Annotated in this window: 15 protein-coding genes and 2 pseudogenes; 14 read left to right on the top strand and 3 right to left on the bottom strand. The window is 64.3% G+C overall.

The genetic code is table 11. From position 1 onward, the window contains the following. The 8 genes and pseudogenes from AC1DT6_RS13065 to AC1DT6_RS13030 form a co-directional block, all read left to right on the top strand. Entirely contained in the window at positions 1–981 is a 981-nt protein-coding gene (locus AC1DT6_RS13065; protein WP_441627095.1) for a transketolase family protein, read from the top strand. A 118-nt stretch (positions 982–1,099) separates the two neighbouring features. Further along, positions 1,100–2,365 carry an ABC transporter substrate-binding protein gene (locus AC1DT6_RS13060; RefSeq protein ID WP_441633710.1) on the top strand — a complete coding sequence of 422 codons (1,266 nt, stop codon included), beginning with the start codon at positions 1,100–1,102 and terminating at the stop codon, positions 2,363–2,365. Positions 2,366–2,455: 90 nt separating this feature from the next. Beyond that, positions 2,456–3,340: a branched-chain amino acid ABC transporter permease gene (locus tag AC1DT6_RS13055; RefSeq protein WP_441633712.1), complete on the top strand. Its 885-nt coding sequence runs from the start codon at positions 2,456–2,458 to the stop codon at positions 3,338–3,340. Between the two features lie 13 nt (positions 3,341–3,353). After that, a complete protein-coding gene (locus tag AC1DT6_RS13050; RefSeq protein WP_441633714.1) occupies positions 3,354–4,394 on the top strand; it encodes a branched-chain amino acid ABC transporter permease in 1,041 nt (346 codons plus the stop codon). Then, positions 4,391–5,125 carry an ABC transporter ATP-binding protein gene (locus tag AC1DT6_RS13045; RefSeq protein ID WP_441633716.1) on the top strand — a complete coding sequence of 245 codons (735 nt, stop codon included), beginning with the start codon at positions 4,391–4,393 and terminating at the stop codon, positions 5,123–5,125. Before AC1DT6_RS13050 ends, AC1DT6_RS13045 begins: the two co-directional genes overlap by 4 nt. After that, the gene (locus AC1DT6_RS13040) at positions 5,106–5,822 is read left to right on the top strand and encodes an ABC transporter ATP-binding protein (RefSeq protein WP_441633718.1); all 717 of its coding nucleotides are present in this window, start codon (positions 5,106–5,108) and stop codon (positions 5,820–5,822) included. The genes AC1DT6_RS13045 and AC1DT6_RS13040 overlap by 20 nt, the downstream gene beginning before the upstream one ends. Before the next feature lie 37 nt (positions 5,823–5,859). Beyond that, positions 5,860–6,558: an SDR family NAD(P)-dependent oxidoreductase gene (locus AC1DT6_RS13035; RefSeq protein ID WP_441633720.1), complete on the top strand. Its 699-nt coding sequence runs from the start codon at positions 5,860–5,862 to the stop codon at positions 6,556–6,558. A 187-nt stretch (positions 6,559–6,745) separates the two neighbouring features. Then, positions 6,746–7,340 (top strand): annotated as a pseudogene (locus AC1DT6_RS13030) (IS5 family transposase); the annotation flags it as partial. Between the two features lie 13 nt (positions 7,341–7,353). Here the strand turns inward: AC1DT6_RS13030 and AC1DT6_RS13025 are convergent. Continuing rightward, the gene (locus tag AC1DT6_RS13025) at positions 7,354–8,313 is read right to left on the bottom strand and encodes a TIGR03571 family LLM class oxidoreductase (protein ID WP_441633722.1); all 960 of its coding nucleotides are present in this window, start codon (positions 8,311–8,313) and stop codon (positions 7,354–7,356) included. Between the two features lie 21 nt (positions 8,314–8,334). Then, positions 8,335–9,456, bottom strand: coding sequence for an alkene reductase (locus AC1DT6_RS13020; RefSeq protein WP_441633724.1), 1,122 nt, complete (start codon positions 9,454–9,456; stop codon positions 8,335–8,337). Between the two features lie 554 nt (positions 9,457–10,010). Between AC1DT6_RS13020 and AC1DT6_RS13015 the strand changes: the two are divergent. Continuing rightward, positions 10,011–10,825, top strand: a pseudogene (locus AC1DT6_RS13015) (IS5 family transposase); the annotation flags it as partial. Positions 10,826–10,985: 160 nt separating this feature from the next. Here AC1DT6_RS13015 and AC1DT6_RS13010 read toward each other — a convergent pair. Then, entirely contained in the window at positions 10,986–11,906 is a 921-nt protein-coding gene (locus AC1DT6_RS13010) for a LysR family transcriptional regulator (RefSeq protein ID WP_441633726.1), read from the bottom strand. Positions 11,907–12,053: 147 nt separating this feature from the next. Between AC1DT6_RS13010 and AC1DT6_RS13005 the strand changes: the two genes are divergently transcribed. The 5 genes from AC1DT6_RS13005 to AC1DT6_RS12985 are packed head-to-tail and all read left to right on the top strand — an operon-like array spanning position 12,054 to position 18,214. Beyond that, entirely contained in the window at positions 12,054–13,031 is a 978-nt protein-coding gene (locus AC1DT6_RS13005; protein WP_441633728.1) for a Bug family tripartite tricarboxylate transporter substrate binding protein, read from the top strand. Positions 13,032–13,043: 12 nt separating this feature from the next. Continuing rightward, positions 13,044–15,131, top strand: coding sequence for an acetate--CoA ligase family protein (locus tag AC1DT6_RS13000; RefSeq protein ID WP_441633730.1), 2,088 nt, complete (start codon positions 13,044–13,046; stop codon positions 15,129–15,131). Positions 15,132–15,160: 29 nt separating this feature from the next. After that, complete coding sequence (locus tag AC1DT6_RS12995; RefSeq protein ID WP_441633732.1) at positions 15,161–15,949, top strand: enoyl-CoA hydratase/isomerase family protein; 789 nt, start codon at positions 15,161–15,163, stop codon at positions 15,947–15,949. Further along, complete coding sequence (locus AC1DT6_RS12990; protein ID WP_441633734.1) at positions 15,946–17,361, top strand: aldehyde dehydrogenase family protein; 1,416 nt, start codon at positions 15,946–15,948, stop codon at positions 17,359–17,361. The genes AC1DT6_RS12995 and AC1DT6_RS12990 overlap by 4 nt, the downstream gene beginning before the upstream one ends. 34 nt (positions 17,362–17,395) lie before the next feature. Then, positions 17,396–18,214, top strand: coding sequence for an enoyl-CoA hydratase (locus tag AC1DT6_RS12985; protein ID WP_045241932.1), 819 nt, complete (start codon positions 17,396–17,398; stop codon positions 18,212–18,214). Positions 18,215–18,534 lie beyond the last annotated feature (320 nt).

Below are 18,534 nucleotides of genomic sequence, written 5' to 3'. Positions count from 1 at the left end.
ATGAACCAGCCACTTTCCAAGGATTCCTGGCAGTACCGGGGCCTGAACGCCATCACGCCGGGCCTGAGCTACCTGTCCGACGGCCTGATCGACCTGGTCGACACCGGCGCGCCTGTGCTCGCGGGATCGGCGGACCTGCAGTACTCCAACGGCCTTGCGCGTTTCGCGCAACGCTTCCCCGAGCGCTATATCCAGTTCGGCATTTCCGAGCAGAACATGGTGACGGCGGCCGCCGGCATGGCAAGCGTGGGCTATACGCCGTTCGTCGCCACCTTCGCGTCCTTCCTCGCGCTGTTGTGCTGCGAGCAGATCCGCATGGACGTGGCCTATTCCGGCCTGCCGGTGCGGCTGATCGGCCATCACGCGGGCATCTCGCTGGGCTTCTACGGCACGTCGCACCATGCCACCGAGGACCTGGCCATCATGCGCTCCATCGCCGACCTCACCGTGGTGGCGCCGGCCGACGGCCCGCAATTGCGCGCGGCCATCAAGGCATCCGCAGGGCACGCGCAGCCGATCTACTTCCGCATCGGCCGGGGCCGTGAGCCCTCCGTCTATGAAGAAGGCACCGCGTTCGAATTCGGCAAGGCCATCGAGCACTTGCAGGGCGAGGAGCTGACGCTGATCGCCACCGGCTCCAGCGTGCATCCGGCGCTCGAAGCCGCAAAGCGGCTCAATGCCGCAGGCCATTCGGTGGGGATGATCGACATGGCAACCGTCAAGCCGCTGGACCGCGAGGCCGTGCTGCGCGCGGCTGCGCGCTCACGCGTGCTGATGACCGTGGAAGAGCACAACGTGCTGGGCGGCCTCGGCGGTGCCGTGGCCGAGGTGCTGATGGATGTGGGCGCCGGCGTGCGCCTGGTGCGGCACGGCATCCTCGACGAGTACAGCCTGATCGCGCCGCCCACGCATCTCTACAAGCACTACAAGCTCGATGCCGACGGGATCGAGCAACTGGCGGCGCAAGCCATCGCTCCGTAGCGGGTGCGGCCTGTGCGGGTTGGCTGCCCTCTGCCGCTTGCGGAAGAGGGCAGCCAACCCGCACAGGCACAAGCAGCTTTTCAAAACAAGACAGAGTCGATTCGACTCAGGAGACAGTATGCGCAATCTTATTTCAAAGACCCGGCTAGCATACCTGCTGGCCGCCGGCATCGGCGCCACCCTGGCATGCAGCGCGGCATTCGCCCAGGTGAAGGAAGTCCCCATCGGCTTCGTGCTACCGCTGTCCGGCGGCGCGGCCACCATCGGCAACCAGACCAAGCTCGGCGCGGAGATCGCCGCCGAGCAGATCAACAAGGCGGGCGGCATCCGCTCGCTTGGCGGCGCCAGGGTCAAGCTGATCTTTGCCGACAGCCAGTCCAAGCCCGACGTGGGCGTGGCGGAAACCGAGCGTCTCATCCAGCGCGAGAACGTGCCCCTGATCGTCGGCGCGTACAACAGCGCGGTGACCTTCCCTGCGTCCGAGGTGGCGGAGCGCTACAAGGTGTCGTGGCTGGTCACCGGTGCGGTCAAGGACGAGATCACCGAACGTGGCTTCAAGTATGTCTTCCGCCCGAACAACAAGGCTATCTACGACGCGCGCGAGCAGATCGACGCGCTGGACCTGCTCAAGAAGGAGACCGGCAAGGGCCCCAAGACGCTGGGGCTGTTCTATGAAGGCACTGATTGGGGCCGCTCGCACGCCGCCAATATCAAGAAACTGGCGAAGGAGCGCGGCTACGCCATCGCGATGGACGAATCGTATCCACCCAACCAGACCGACCTGTCCGCGCAGTTGCTCAAGATCCGCGGCGCCAAGCCCGATGCGCTGATCGTGGTTGCCTACACGCCGGACCACATCCTGTTCACGCGCCAGCTGGCCGAGAGCCGCCTGTACCTGCCCTACGGCGTCCACTCGGTCGGCGGTGGCTCGGAGGACCCGAACTTCTACAAGGCGGTGTCACCCAAGGCCGTCGAGTACATGTTCGTGCAGGATGACTTCCAGGTCGACATCATGAAGGCCGCCAAGGATCCGGTGGTCATCGACGCGGACGCGAAGTTCAAGGCGGCAATCGGCTATGGCATGAACTCGTACGGCGCCCAGGGCGTGTCCAACCTGTACATAGTCAAGGACGCGCTTGAGCGCGCCGCCTCTGTCGACCGCGAGAAAGTGCGCAACGCACTGGCCTCGACGGATATCTCCAGTGGCCCCGCGCTGGTCACCGGCTACCAGCGCATCCAGTTCGACAGCCAGGGCCAGAACACCTTTGCCCACGGCGTGATCTCGCAGAACCTGAACGGCGAGCGCCGCACGGTGTGGCCGGCGGACAACCGGCTGGCCGGCGTCAAGCCAGTGTGGCCGCTGCCGGCGCCCGGCGCGCGCTAAGCGGCGGCAGCCGCATGATCCGGCACGGTTGCCGGATCGTCATTTCCCGCACGGCGGCGCGAGCCGGCCGTGCCCAACCGAGGTAGGTATATGGACCCAATCATTCTGGCTTACGCCGTGGTCAACGGCGTATTGCTCGGCGGGATCTATGGCGGCATCGCGCTGGGCCTGAGTCTCATCTTCGGCGTGCTGAGGGTGATCAACTTCGCGCATGGCTCCTTCCTGATGCTCGCCATGTATCTCAGTTACCTGATCTGGTCGGTCTTTGGCATTCATCCGTATGCCACGGCCTTGCTGACGGTGCCCTTGTTATTCCTGCTTGGCTATTTCACGCAGGCCGTCGTCATCTCGCCCCTGTTCCGGCGGGAGACCACCATGGTCGTCGAGCCGCTCGGCGCATTGCTGCTGACGACGGGCGTGTTCCTCGTCATCGATAACGCGATCCTGATGGGCTTCGGCCCCGATGTGCGCACGGTGATCACCGACGTGCTGAGCGGCTCGATCGACATCGGCGGGCTCCCCGTCAATGTCCCGCGCCTGATTGCCTGCGTGGCGGCGGTTGGCGTGTCCGGCGGGCTGGCTTACTGGCTGCGCTTCACCGACACCGGCCGGAAGATCCGCGCCACCGCGCAAAACCGCGAGGCCGCGGCGCTGTCTGGCATCAACGTCGGGCGTGTGTACAACGTGACGTTCGGCATCGGTGCCGGCATCCTGGGCCTGTTCGGCGCGCTGCTGGTGCCGTTCCTTCCGGTCTCGCCCACCACGGGGCTGGGCTTTGGCATCAAGTCCTTCCTGGTGGTGGTGCTCGGCGGCATCGGATCGATTCCCGGTTCCTTGCTCGGCGGCCTGGTGCTGGGCGTATTCGAGTCAGTCGCTTCGCAGTTCGTGACCGCTACATCGGCATCGGTGTTCTCGTTCTGCCTGTTCATCGTTGTCCTGCTGGTCCGGCCAAACGGCCTGCTAGGCCGCAAATGAGGAGGGCCTCCGTATGAAATCATCAAGGACGAATATCAACCTGGTGCTAGGCCTGCCGCTGCTGTGCGCGGGCGTTGTGCTGCCCCTGTTCGTCACGGACAGCTATGCGCTGCACTCGCTCATCATGGTGCTGTACTTCGCCTACATGGCGTCGGCATGGAACTTTGTGTGCGGCTATGTCGGGCAGCTCTCGCTCGGGCATTCGGTGTTTGCCGGCGGCGCCGGCTATGTCACCGTGCTGCTGTTCACGGGGCTGGGCTTGTCGCCGTGGCTGGGCATGGTGGCTGGCGGCATGGCCGCCGCGCTGCTATCCGTGTGCATCGGGTATCCGACCTTCAAGCTCAAGGGGCCGTACTTCACGCTGACGACGATCGCCTTTGCCGAGATCGTCCGGATCTGGATCGAGAACACCGACGAGTTCCTGGGCATACCGATCAAGGGCGCGCAGGGGCTGGTAATCCCACCATCGGCCGGTGGCTGGACGGTCTTCCAGTTCGACGGCAAGGTGCCTTACTACTACATCATCCTTACCATGCTGGTCGTGATGTTATTGGCCACGTTTGTGCTGGAACGCTCGCGTCTGGGCTACTACCTCAAGGCGATTCGAGGCGACGAAGCCGCAGCGCAGGCAGTCGGGGTGAGCACCACCAAGTACCCGCTGATCGCGTTGGCGATCAGTGCCTTCATGACCGGACTCGGTGGCGCGTTCTATGCGCAGTTCTTCCGCTACATCAACCCAGAGCGGAACATGGGTCTCGACTTGTCGATCGATGCCGCTATCATGGCGATCGTCGGCGGGCAGGGGACCATCATCGGTCCGGTGATCGGCGCCTTCGTGCTGCATCCGATCGCGGAGTTCACGCGAACCTATTTCGCGGGTCGCTTCCTCGGCCTGCATCTGGTGATCTATGGGCTGGTGCTGATCGGAGCGGTGCTCTACTTCCCCAAAGGGATTATCGGTCCTCTCGATCGATTGCTGCAACGGCGTGTCAAGCGGCGTCTCGCGGTAGAGCTACCGCCGCGCGCAAGGTCTGGTGGGGAGAGGGCGCAATGAAAAACATCCTGGAAGTGAAATCCATCGGTAAGCGATTTGGCGGTCTTCAGGCGGTGAATCAGCTTTCATTCACTGTGGGCAGGGGCGAGATCCTGGGCCTGTTGGGCCCGAATGGTGCGGGAAAGACAACGGCATTCAACTTGATCGCCGGCTTCATCAAGGCCGACGAAGGTGAGATTCTCTTTGCCGGACAGCAAATCCGCGGTCGCGAGCCTTACCAGATCTGCGCCAGCGGCATTGCGCGAACCTTTCAGCTCTCAAAGCCGTTCGGCGGACTGACCGCGCTGGAGAACGTCATGGTTGGCGGATTCGCGCGCGGCGGTTCGCGTGCCAAGGTACGCGACGAGGCCTACAGCTGTCTGGAGTTCCTTGGGCTGGCCCAGCGCGCGGACACCGATGCCAACGACCTGACTGCTTTCGATAAACGCAAGCTCGAACTCGGCCGGGCGCTGGCTACCAAGCCACGCCTGCTTCTCATGGACGAGGTCGTCGCGGGGGCGACACCGAGCGAAGCGGGTGAGATGGTGGAACTGGTCCGGAAAGTGCGGGACCGGGGCATCACGGTACTGATCGTAGAACACGTGATGAAGGTCATCATGGGCTTGTCGGATCGGGTCATTGTGATGGAGCAGGGACGCCTGATCGCCGACGGCGTGCCGTCGGAAGTCGTGAAGATGCCTCAGGTACTCAAGGCCTACTTTGGAGAGGGCTATGTCAGCACCAGTGCTTGAAGTCAGCGATATCTGGTCGGGCTACGGCGAGCAGCAGGTCCTGCGTGGCGTGAGCCTGTCGCTTGCGCCGCGCTCAATTACCGCGCTGATCGGCGCAAACGGGGCGGGCAAGACTACCTTCCTGCGCACGGTGTCGGGCCTGTTGCGCCGCAAACGCGGCACCGTACGGTTGAACGGCAAGGATCTCGATGGCCTTGCGCCGCATCAAATAGTAACGGAGGGCTTTGTCCAGTCGCCGGAAGGCAAGCAGTTGTTCCTCGGCATGTCGATTCTGGAGAACCTGCTGATCGGCGCTAGCAACGCGCGCGCGCGCCAGCGACGCGCGCAGACCCTGCGCGAGGTGTTCGAGCTGTTCCCGATCCTGGAGGAGCGACAGAAGCTGGCGGCCTCCACCTTGTCGGGCGGGCAGCAGCAGATGCTGGCCGTTGGGCGCGCGTTGATGGCGATGCCCCGTGTGCTGGCTCTTGATGAGCCATCGCTGGGGCTGGCGCCGATCATGGTGGACCGGCTGTTTGACAGCATCCGCCGTCTGAAGGAGCGGGACCTGTCCATCCTGGTTATTGAGCAGAACGTCAACCAGGTGCTGGATATGGCGGACTACGGCTATGTGATTGAAAGTGGCACGATCGCGCTGGCGGGAACGGGCAGGGATCTGCTAGCCAACCCGCACTTGCGCGCAACATATCTCGGCGTCTAGCCGAAGTGATCTGAAAACTGGAAAGGAGCTTTTTAGTATGGAGCAACGTGTTGCAGTGGTGACGGGCGGTGGAACAGGCATCGGCAGGGCCATTGCCGAGGAACTCAACGCGGCAGGCATGCGGGTCGTCTGCCTTGGCATGGATACCGATCCGGACCTGCCTGACGCGCTGACCTACCGCAAGCTCGACGTGACCTCGGTTGAAGCTGTCCGGGCGGTGACCGAAGATCTGGATGACGTATCGGTGCTGGTCAATGCCGCTGGCATCATCCGGCACGAGGGCAAGGAGTTCACACCAGAGGGCTTTCGAGCCGTCGTCGATGTCAATCTGAACGGGTCGCAGATCCTGACCAGCGTGCTGCAGGAGCGCCTGGTGCGTGCCCAGGGGGCGGTGGTGAATGTTGCCTCGATGTGGAGCTACTTCGGCTCGGCGAACAACCCGGCCTATGCCGCGAGCAAGGCCGGCATTCTCGGCTTGACACGCTCGTATGCTGTGGCCCTCGCGCCGCACGGCGTCCGGGTGAACGCGGTCGCGCCGGGCTGGATCCGCACGCGGCTGTCGGCCGGTGCGCTCGACAATCCTGAGCGCAGCACCGCCATCATGGCGCGGCTGCCGATGCGCCGCTGGGGCACGCCTGGTGATGTGGCGCGCGTGACGCGGTTCTTGTGCTCGGAAGACGCGCAATATGTGACGGGGGTGATTCTGCCTGTGGATGGAGGATTCGGCATCGCCTGATTGTGGTGCTCGACGACAGCCGGCAGCAGCCGGCTGTCGTTGGATCGGACTCGATTTCGTGTGCAGTAGAGGCGTCCAGGTACTGACGTGAAGCGACTGGACGACGATCTTCACCGGTACCAATTTACCTAGCTAACTCGCACAAAGCCCGATAGGCAGGCTGTGCTATTCGAGTGACGACGAGTGCATGAAACAGACTGAACTTGGATTGGACTTGAGCAACAGGCGCACGCGCAAGCGTGTGTTTCTTGACGAGATGGAATGCGTGGTGCCGTGGCGTGAATTTGTGGCGTTGATTGCGCCGCACGCGCCGACCAAAGCAACGGGTCACCCGCCATTTCCTGTTGAGGCGATGCTGCGCATCCATCTTCTGCAGTAGTGGTTTAGTCTGAGCGACGTGGCCATAGAGGAAGCGTTGTACTTCACGCCTCTTTACCGTGAATTCGCCGCCTTGGGTGAATGAGTCGCCTTCCCGGCCGCGTCAGCATCCTGCTCTCTCGGCATCTGCTCGAGCGCAATCAACTGGCCGAGCAATTTCTCAAGACCGTCAATGAGCAACTCACTGCCCACGGCTACCTGCTAAAGAAGGCACGGCAGTGGACGCCACGCTCATCGCGGCGCCGAGTTCGACCAAGAACAAGTCGGGAGAGCGCGACCCTGAGATGCACCAGGCCAAGAAGGGAGCCCAATGGCACTTCGGCATGAAGGCTCACATTGGCGTGAATGCTGACTCTGGCCTGGTGCACCCGGCGGTGGGCACGCCCGCCAACGTCAACGATGTCAATCTGGGGCTCCTCAGGCGGTTTCAGGCTGACCATTGGCGATGCGCGCGTCGTCGTGAAAGTGCGGCAGTACATGGGCCGCGATTTCCTCCATGACTTCCCGCACCGGCCGGTGGCTGCGGCGGAAGTGCAGGCCGATATGTCCGGCGCCGGCTTCGCGCATGGCATGGAGCTCGCCAATCAGGCCGTTACGGCCAACTGCCGCGCCAAAGCGCTGGCGTTGCAGCGGCGCGTTCGCATCATCCAGCAAGTCAAGGTGGAGAAAGCTGATGTAAGGCTTCGCGCCGGCTACGCTGCGCCAGAGCACGCTGCGGCGCGTGTGGTCTTCCGGCGTGCCGGGATAGGCAAGCCACCCGTCCATATGCTCACCTACCCAGGAGGGGGTCTGCTGGGCCAGCCCTGCCACCAACAGGGGCAATGGCTTATGCAGGCGCGGCAATACCTTGATGCCAGCGGGCAACTCGGCCGCGCCCGCGTCGCGCAACAGTGCTACCTGCTTGCGGACGGCCTCGCCACGATGTTCGAAGTTGCGGCCGAAGACTGGGTATTCGATGGGGCGATCGCCACTGGCCACGCCGAGCAGTAGCCTGCCGTTGCTTAGATGATCTACCGTGGCGGCGGATTTCAGTGTCAGCACCGGTTCGCGCAGCGGCAGCACGACCGCGGCCGTGCCGAGCAGGATGCGCTCGGTCACGCCTGCCAGGTAGCCCAGGTAACTGAAGGTTTCGAAGACCTGCGCGGCGTCACCGAACTGCGGGTCATAGAGTGGTACGTCCCGCACCCACAGCGCGCGAAAACCGAGTTGATCTGCCAACCTGGCCAGCTCACCGTGCCGGGTCAGGTCCGGCTCGCCGGGCAGGCGGCCGGCCTGACGGCGCGCAGGGTCGCCGGCGGGCGACCAGTCATTGTCCAGAGGCAATTCGACACCGACGCTGAAGCCGCCGGCGGTCAGTTTCTCCAATGCGGATGGCATGGCGATTCCTTGTGTGCCGGCCTATGCGACGGCCTTGGTTTCGAGCGAGGTGCCGGTGTGGCGCGGGTAGTCTGTATAGCCGGCAGCGGCACCCCCAAAGTACTTGGAGCGGTCACCTGCGCTGAGCGGCAGCCTGTGCTGCAGGCGGTAAGGCAGGTCCGGGTTGGCGACAAATGCGCGGCCGAAGCCGATCAGGTCTGCCCAACCCTTGGCCAGCGCTTGCTCGGCACGCGCCAGGGTGTAGTTGCCGGAATAGATCAGCGTGCCCGGATAGATGGCGCGCAATGCTTCCTTGAACGCCGCCGGCATCACCGGGGCATCTTCCCAGTCCGCCTCGGCGATATGAATATAGCCAACACCAATCTGCCCGAGCGCATGTGCAGCGGCAAGGTAGGTGGCTTCCGGGGTATCGTCGACCGCGCCCTGCAGGGTGGTCAACGGCGCCAGGCGCACACCGATGCGTTCCTTTCCGACCACGTCGGTCACGGCCTGGGCCACCTCCTTGAGGAAGCGCAGCCGATTGCACAGCGAGCCGCCGTATTCGTCATCGCGGGAATTGGCTTGCGAATCAATGATCAGGTAACCATTGGCGCCATGCAGCTCAACGCCGTCGAAGCCAGCCTCCAAAGCGTTGCGCGCGGCTTTGGCGTAGTCCGCGACGATGCCCTGGATTTCGTCGACAGCAAGCGCGCGCGGCGTGGAATGCTGGATCATTTCGCCGATACCGGCTTGCGGGCCGCGCCCCTCGGGATCGATGAATACCTTGACGCCATCCGCCACCAGCGCCGATGACGAAACCGGCGCGGCATTGTCCGGCTGCAGCGAAGTGTGCGAAATCCGGCCCACATGCCAGAGCTGCGCGAACATCCTGCCACCGGTGGCATGCACAGCGTCGGTGATCTTGCGCCAGCCGTGCACCTGCTCCGCGCTGTAGATGCCGGGGGTCCAGGCATAACCTTGGCCTTGTCGGCTGATCTGCGTGCCTTCTGAAATGATCAGGCCTGCGCTAGCGCGCTGGCTGTAGTACTCGGCCATCAGGTCGGTGGCGACGTCGCCGGCGCCGGCCCGCGAGCGGGTCATGGGAGGCATGACGATGCGGTTGGGCATCTCGATGTTGCCGAGGTGGTAGGGAGTGAAAAGCACAGTTCTCTCGCATGTAGGAAGGGTCAGGCTGAAAGCCGCCACGAGGAGCCGGCCAGTATGAAGACCCTTGGGGTTGCTCCGGCCGCGTTGCCGGCAAGATGTGGTGATTATCGGGAGAACCCGGGTTCCGAATAAACCCCGCTGCGGGCAAATGATCCTTGCGTGCAGGTCAAGGATATGCCGATGTGCGCCCCGCGCTGGAGAACAACGGAGTGCGGGAGAACGGCCAGGAAGCTGGCGGCTTTGGATGTGTCTCCGCGGCAAGAGCCGCCGGGCATTGTTGCAGCGGATTCAAGTCTCTTCTGCGCGCGACACGGTTTTTCTTGTGGCGCGGACTGACCATACTTCGTTCCGCAGCGTATGGCCGGCCCTGATCCAGGAAGCCAAGCCGGACAACCCGCTTGTAGTGAGCGGCCAAACACCGTAACCCGACACGGAGATCATCATGAATGCCAAGCTCCTTAGAGATCATTCAGAAAAGACCCAGAAAGGGGCTGTTAACTTCCTCGGCTAGCTGTTAACCTTTGAGCACCTGAACAACTGGGACCATAGGGATGGGCGTGCCGATCATTGACGACGAGTTATGGGCACTGATCGGACCGCTGCTTCCACTACCGAAGCCGCGCCGAAAAATGTATCCGGGCCGCCTTCCCGTTTCAGATCGGGCGACGTTGAAAGGCATCCTGTTCGTGTTCAAGACCGGGATACGTTGGTGCGACCTTTCGATCAAGTTGGGCTTTGGTTCCGGCCCGACTCGCTGGCGGCGTCTGCGCGACTGGCAGAAGGCGGGCGTGTGGGACGGACTGCACGAGTTGCTGCTCGCGAAGCTACGCGAGGTGGGCCAACTCGATTTCTCACGAGCAGCCGTCGATTCGTCGTCGGTGTGAGCTGTTGGGGCGGGCGAAAAACGGGTCCGAACCCCACGGATCGAGCGCGACCAGGTTCCAAGCACCACATCCTCGTCGACGCCAACGGAATCCCCGTCAGTGCAATCCTGACTGGCGCGAACCGAAACGACGTCACCCAACTGCTGCCGCTCGTCGACGCGATTCCACCGATTCGCGGCGTGCGTGGCCGACCACTTCAGAAGCCCAAAGTCATCTACGCCGATCGCGGCTACGATTCCGAACTGCATCGTCAGAAGCTACGCGAGCTCGGCATCAAGCCAGTGCTCGCGAAACGCCGAACCGAACACGGTAGCGGTCTCGGCAAGTTTCGCTGGGTAGTCGAACGTGCTCATGCATGGCCCCACAATTTTCGTCATCTTCGCATTCGCTTCGAGCGCCGCGTTGACATTCACGAAGCATTCCTGAAACTTGGCTGCTCTCTCCTCTGCTGGAACATCTTCAGGCGCGCTGAGCAGCCTTTTTGTAATGGTCTCTTAGTCAAGAGCATGTTTGAGAGTTCAAGGATGGGCGATTCTGCGCTTGCCTGCCTGTCGATGTTCACTTTTCCGTATCCGACCGTTGAAACACATCTGCGACGCTGGCATCTGGCAGCGCGTCTGCCGATGAGCCGCCGGCTTCCGCTCAGCGCGCGGCATTCCTTGTTTCGGACGCAATCAGCGCCGGCACCACGTCGTGCAGGCGCGACAGCACATAGCGCGACGCGCGCGACAGCGGGTGGTGCCGGGTGACACCGATTGCGATGGTGCGCGGAATGGCCGGGTTGCGTATCTCCAGCGCGGCCAGTTGCCCGGCGCGGATCTCATCGTCTACGCCGAGCATAGGCAGGATGGTCATGGCGTGCCCGCCCATCGCCACTTCCTTCATCGTGGCAAGCGACTCCACTTCCAGCACCACATTGAGGGCGATGGCTTGCTGGCGCGCATGCTGGTCCAGGATGGAGCGCAAGCCGTTGGGCGCGGGCGGCAGCACCAGCGGCAGGCCGGCCAGCTCGCGCAGGGTGATGCTTTGCCGCTTCGCCATGGGATGCGCGGCGGCGCAGATCAGGTAGGTGGCAACCTCGCCAAGGATGTCTTCATCCTGTCGTGGGCCGTGTCCGTAGCGGTTTATCACCGCCATATCCAGCCGCCCCGAGGCCAGTTGCTCATCCAGCTGGCCGCTGAAGCCCTCGGAGATATGCAGCAGCACGCCGGGTGCCCTGGCCTGTGTGTCCTCGAACATCTGCGTCACCACCCGCCGCGCCATGGACGGCAGCACGCCCACGTGGACCACGCCGGACGGCACGCCGGCCGCGTCCTTCACTTCGTCCTGCAGGCGGACCGACTGGGCCAGCAGCAACTGCACTTGCGGAAAGACGCGCCGGCCGAACTCGGACAGCACCACGCCGCGGCCCGTGCGCTCGAACAGGCGGTCGCCCCATTCGGCCTCCAGTTGCCCGATGCTGCGGCTGACCAGCGATTGCGCGACGCCAGTAGCCTTGGCGGCGCGGGAAAGCGAGCCGAGTTCCGCCACCAGGACCAGTGTTTCGAGTTGCTTGATGTTCATATCTGAGGGAGCGATGGGATCCGATGCCCATGCTTTTTAGTGATATCAGCTATATCTGAGTATACGCTTATGTAATCTCATCGGGCTCACTACACTGCAAATACGCCTGACCACAAGAGCAGGCCAAAGACAACAACGGAGACAGACGTGAGATTCACCACTTCCTTCCTGCGCTGGGCTGCGCCAGCCGCGCTGGCTTTGTCCAGCCTGTGCGTCACCGCAGCGGGCTACCCCGATAAACCGGTCAAGCTGGTGGTGCCGTTCCCCGCGGGCGGCCCCACGGATGCCCTGGCGCGGCTGATCGGACAACACCTGTCGCAGCAGCTTGGCCAGCCTATTGTGATAGACAATCGCGGCGGCGCGGGAGGTACCATTGCCACCGAAGCCGCCGCCTCGGCCGCACCGGATGGCTATACGCTGTTCTTCTCGACGACTGGGACGATGGCGATCAACCCTTCACTGTACAAAACCCTGAAGGTCGATCCGGCCAAGGCCTTCGACTCGGTCGGGTCAGTGGCATCGACCGTCAATGTGCTGGTGGTGGCCCCCTCCCTGGCTGTCGCCAACGTCAAGGACCTGATCGCGCTGGCACGCCAGAAGCCCGGCACTCTGACCTTTGGTTCGGCTGGCAACGGCAGCTCCAATCACCTGTCGGGCGAATTGTTCAAGTCGATGGCCGCCATCGATATCGTCCATGTGCCCTACAAGGGCTCGAGCGCGGCGTTCACCGATCTGCTGGGCGGCCGCATCTCGATGATGTTCGATACCGTCTCCAGCCAAGTGCAGTACCACAGCGCCGGCAAGGTCAAGGCGCTGGGCGTGACCGGCACAACCCGTTCGGAAGCGCTGCCCAAGGTGCCGACGGTGGCGGAGTCCGGCTTGCCCGGCTTCGAGGTGACGATCTGGTTTGGGCTGTCCGCGCCAAAGGGCACTCCGCCTGATGTGATCACGCGCCTCAATGGTGAGCTGCAGAAGGTGCTCACGCAGGCGGATGTGAAGGCCCAGTTGGCCGCGCTGGGTGCAAAGCCGCTGCCCGGCACGCCCAAGGAATTTTCCCAGTTGATCCAGCGCGATGCGGCCAAATGGTCGGCGGTGGTCAAGGCCTCCGGCGCAAGCCTGGACTGAGAGAGCATTGCCATGAACTCCCTGATGCACTCCCATTTTGAAGCGCTGTTCCGCCCGCGCTCGGTCGCCGTGATCGGCGCATCGGACAATCCCAACAAGGTCGGCGGGCGGCCCATCCATTACCTGAACCGCTTTGGCTTCGAGGGCAAGGTATTTCCGGTCAATCCGGCCCGCGCGGAGATCCAGGGACATCGGGCCTATGCCAGCGTCCAGGATATCTGCGAGGTGCCAGATGCCGTGGTGATCGCCGTGTCGGGTGAGGCTGCACTGGCGCAGGTGCGCCAGTGCAGCGAGATCGGCGTCAAGGCGGCCGTGGTGATGGCATCGGGCTTTGGCGAAACGGGCGAGGCCGGCCGCCAGCGGCAGGACGAACTGGTGACGGCGGCCAATGCCGGTGGCATGCGGCTGGTGGGGCCCAACGCCCAGGGCACGGCCAACTTCGCCAGCGGCGCGGTGCTCAATTTCAGCACCATGTTCATGGAGGTGGCCCCGGCCGACGGGCCCATTGCCATCATCAGCCAGAGCGGCGCCGCCAGTGTGATGCCTTATGCGCTGCTGCGTCAGGCGGGACTGGGCGTGCGCTATCTCGTTGCCACCGGCAACGATGCCGATATAGATGCCTGCGCCATGGCGGAAGCGGTGGCGGCCGATCCCGCCATCCGGTTGATCCTGGTCTACCTGGAATCGTTGTCCAGCCCGGTACGCCTGGCTGCCGCCGCCGCGGTGGCGCGGCAGCGCGGCGCGCACGTGGTAGTGCTCAAGAGCGGCAGCAGCCAGCGCGGCGCGGTGGCCGCGGCCTCGCACACCGGCGCCATGGTCGGCAACGACGCCACCGTCGACGCGTTCCTGGCGCGGCACGGCATCTGGCGCGCGCGGGACATGAACGAGTTCATCCGCGCCACGGCGCTCTACCTGCAAGGGCATGACGCGGCAGAAGGGCGCACCGTGGTGATGAGCCACAGCGGCGCGGTGGGCGTGATGTCAGCCGACCTGGCCGAGCAGGCCGGGCTGCCGCTGACCGAACTGGCCCCTGCCACGCAAGACAGCCTGGCGGCGATTCTGCCGGACTTCGGCAGCGCCAACAACCCACTCGACATGACTGCCGCGCTGCTCGGTAAGGGCGATATGTTCCCGCGTGTGCTGGATGCACTGGGCAGCGACCCGGAAGCCGACATGGTGATGATAGGGATCCCCGTGGCGGGGCCCGGCTATGACGTGGACGCGCTGGCGCGCCATTCGGCGGCCTTTCTTTGCCAGCATGCCAAACCGCTGATCATTAGTGCGCCTCAGCAGAGCGTACGCGAGGTATTTGCCGGGCAGGGCATCCCGACTTACATCACGGAGGCCGACGCGATTGCCGCGCTGAGCCAGTACGCCGGGCACCGGCGGCTGAGCGGCGCCGTGTCGATCCTGCCGTCCCCGGCACCCTTGGCGTACGCCGGCAATGGCTTGCTGGACGAGCACGCCAGCCTGGCCCTGCTGTCCGAACACGGCGTGCCGGTTGTGGCGCACCGGCAATGCGCCAACGGGGACGAGGCCGCGGCAGCGTTCGCGGCACTCGGCGGCGGTGCCATGGTGGTCAAGGGCTGTGCGGCCAGTGTGCCGCACAAGAGCGAACATGGGTTGGTGCGGCTGCGGCTGACCGATGCCGACAGCGTGCGCGCGGCGGCGGAAGCCTGCTTGGCAAAACTGGTCGAGCTGGACGTGGCCACGCCGCGCGTGGTGGTTGGGCAGATGGTCAGGGGCAGGCACGAGTTCGCGCTGGGCGTTACGGTGGATCCCGCTCTTGGACCACTGCTGATGATCGGTGAAGGCGGCACCTTGCTGGAGCTGCGCAAGGACATTGTCACTTTGCTGGCGCCTTTCGGCATGGAAGAAGCCCGGGCCGCCTGCCGGCGCCTGCGGCTGGCGCCCCTGTTCGACGGCTACCGTGACATGCCCGCACTGGATCTGGAGGCGCTGGCATCTGCCGCTGTTGCGCTCGGGAATTTTGCGCTGGTTTACCGCAATTCGCTTAAGGCCGTGGACATCAATCCCCTGATGGTGATGCCGGCGGGGCAGGGCGTGGTGGCAGTCGATGCCGTTGTGGAAATGACGTGAAACTTGAGACAACGGAGCGCGGAATGCAAATGCAAAACACACCCAAAGACGAAGTCACTGTAGCCGTGGAAGACGGCATCGCCGTAGTGACGCTGAATCGCCCCGACCGCATGAATGCCGTCAATGATGCGCTGCGCACGTGTCTGATCGCCAGCCTGGATGAGTTGAACCGCACCCCCGAAGTGCGTGCGGTGGTGCTAGCGGGCGCCGGGCCRCACGCCTTCTGCTCGGGTCAGGACCTGGACGAAGCGGCGGCCGTCACCTGGCAGCAGATCGTGCCCTGGCTCAACCGGCAGCGCGCCATGTACCAGGCTGTGCGCGACCTGGACAAGCCCTGCGTGGCCGCGGTGCATGGCGTGGCGGCTGGCGCGGGCTTCCAGATGGCGCTGTGCGCCGACTGGCGCATCACCACGGCGGACAGTCGCTGGGGCCAGCCAGAGGTCAAGGCCGGCCTGGCCAGCATTGTCGGCTCCTACCTGATGACCCTGCATGTGGGCCATACCCACAACATCCAGATGTCGCTCTCGGGCGATCTGGTCAGCGGGCAGCGGGCGTACGAAATCGGCCTGGTGACGGAGCTATGTGCGGCGGACGAACTGATGGGCAGCGCGCTGGCGCGCGCACGCAAGCTGGCGGCGCTGCCGCCCACGGCCGTGCGGCTGTCGAAGCAGCGCCTGCGCACGATGAGCCAGCCGGGCTTCGACGATGCCTGCGTGGCTGGCATCCGCGCCCAGCTCGAATGTTATGCGGACGGCGAACCCCAGCGCGTGATGGCAGCCTTCCTGGAAAAACGCGCGAGCAAGGAGAAACAGCAGTGAAACAGATTGCACAGCATTACATCGATGGCGCGCGGGTGGCGATAAAGCCCACCGGCGAGGCCCGGATCCACGACGCGGCAACCGGCGCACCGCTGGCCGCAGTGACGTTCGGCAGCGAGGCGGATGTCGGCGCGGCGGTTGGGGCCGCGAGGCTCGCTCTGTCCGGCTGGCGCGCGCTGGGTGCGCGGGGCAGGGCGCCCTTCCTGCAGGCGATCGCCGACGCGCTGGAGGCGGTTTCGGCAGAGCTGGCCCGCGAAATCTCGCGCGAGGTCGGCATGCCGCTCAAGCTGGCGCAGCGCATCCAGGTGGATGCGCCAGTTGCCGCGTGGCGAGCCACGGCCGCGCTGGCGGAGGATTTCAGCTTCGAGCGTAGCGTGGGCAATTCGCGCATCGTGCTCGAACCGGTGGGCGTGGTGGCTGCCATCACGCCGTGGAATTATCCATTGCACCAGATCACCGCCAAGCTGGCGCCAGCCTTACTGGCGGGCTGCACCGTGGTACTAAAGCCGTCGGAGCTGGCTCCGGCAACCGCCGTGCGGCTGATGGACGCTGTAGAGCGCGCCGATCTGCCGCGCGGCGTGCTGAACGTGGTGCTGGGTGGCGCGGCGGTTGGCGAGGCGCTGGTGGCGCATCCCGGCGTCAACATGCTGTCGTTCACGGGATCCACCGCGGTGGGCCGCAAGATCGCATCCATTGCCGCAGGCGACATGAAGCGGCTGTCGATGGAGTTGGGCGGCAAATCCGCCGCCGTGGTGCTACCTGGCGCGGATCTCGGCCGCGCGATCAAGGCCACGCTGGCGTCCTGCTTCCTCAACAGCGGGCAAACCTGCAGCGCCACCACACGGCTGCTGGTGCCGCGCGAGGCCTACGCGCATTGCCGCGAATTGCTGAAGGAAAGCGCCGCCTCCCTGACCCTCGGCGACCCGGACAATGCAGCCACGCGCGTGGGCCCCTTGCTCTCAGCGGCGCAGAAAGCGCGTGTGCTGGCATTTATCTGCGAAGCGGAAGCCGCGGGCTACGAACTGCTGGCGGGCGGTAGCCAGGCGCCCGTGCCCGACGCCGGCAACTTCGTCGCGCCGACGGTGTTCGGCGATGTGCCGGCGGACAGCCGTCTGGCCAACGAGGAAGTGTTCGGGCCGGTGCTGGCCGTGCTTTGCTACGACACGCCGGAAGATGCCATCGCGCTTGCCAACGCCACGCCCTACGGCCTCGCGGCCACGGTGTGGGCGGCCACGCCGGAGCAGGGCCAAGCAGTGGCGCGCGAATTGCGCGCCGGGCAGGTCGATGTGAATGGCGGGCGGTTCAACGCGCTCGCCCCGTTCGGCGGGTTCGGCATGTCGGGCGTCGGGCGAGAGGGCGGCGTCTTCGGGCTGGAGGAATTCCTCGAGCCCAAGTCGATTCAACTTCCCTGAGCCACGTCCTCAGCAACATCTCGGAGCAAAAAGCATGTACACGCAGATCGAACTCACCAAAGCCGGCACGGACAACCGCATCGCCGTCATCACGCTCAACCGCCCCGACAAGCTCAACGCCCTCACCAAGGTAATGGAGGCGGAACTCCGCCAGGCTATGGAAGACGTCGACCGCGACAACACGGTCCGCGTGGTGGTGCTGACCGGTGCCGGCCGCGGTTTCTGCGCCGGCATGGACATCGAGGAACTCGAGATCCTGCCGCCTGGCGATATCCGCGCCGCGCAATGGATGCGGCCGTTCGACATGAACCGCCGCCCAGACTACCAGACGCGCTACGGCTACTTCCCCGCCATGCGCAAGCCGGTGATTGCCGCCATCAATGGCGCGGCGGCGGGGCTGGGGCTCGTCTTCGCGCTCTACAGCGATATTCGCTTTGCCAGCGACAAGGCGGCGTTCAGCACGGCCTTTGCCAAGCGCGGGCTAATTGCCGAGCACGGCATCTCCTGGATGCTGCCGCGTGTGGTCGGCCCCGGGCATGCCGCCGACCTGCTCTACTCAGCGCGCAAGGTATCGGCGACGGAGGCTCTGCAGATGGGTCTGGTGAACCGGCTTTATGACGTAGACAGCCTGCTTCCCGAAACGCTGCGCTACGCGGAGGACCTGGCCCAGAACGTGTCACCGCGTTCGATCGGCGTGATAAAAAAGCAGCTTGGAGAGGTGCCTTTCCAAAGCCTGGTCGAGGCCACCCGGCAGGCCAATGAGGAGATGTTCGCCAGTATCCAGAGCGCGGACTTCAAGGAAGGCGTGGCCCACTTCGTTGAACGCAGGCAGGCGCACTTTACTGGCGCATAAGCAGTCAACCCGGCCGGGTGCCGCGCAACGCGTGCTGGGAAGAATATGGCCGACAGAGCCGAAACAAGGAGACGACTGTGATAAACGTCAATATCAGTACAAGTGCACTGGCTGCAGAATGCACCCCGTCAGCTGACGCTGTCTATCGAAAGATAGCCTTGCGCTTCATGCCATGGTACGTGTCCTGCAGAGGGCGGGAGGCGACCATTCTATCTACACTTCACGATTGCTGGCCGGGCAGGGCGGACGGGGAAGGTGATAGTTCGGTAGAGCCATGCGTATGACCTCGCGAAAGATCGGAAAAATAGGGGTATTCTGGC

This window comes from Cupriavidus sp. 01L45 (assembly GCF_056399885.1).
Note: the sequence above shows the minus strand (reverse complement) of the source record. Positions and strands in the feature narration are given on the sequence as shown.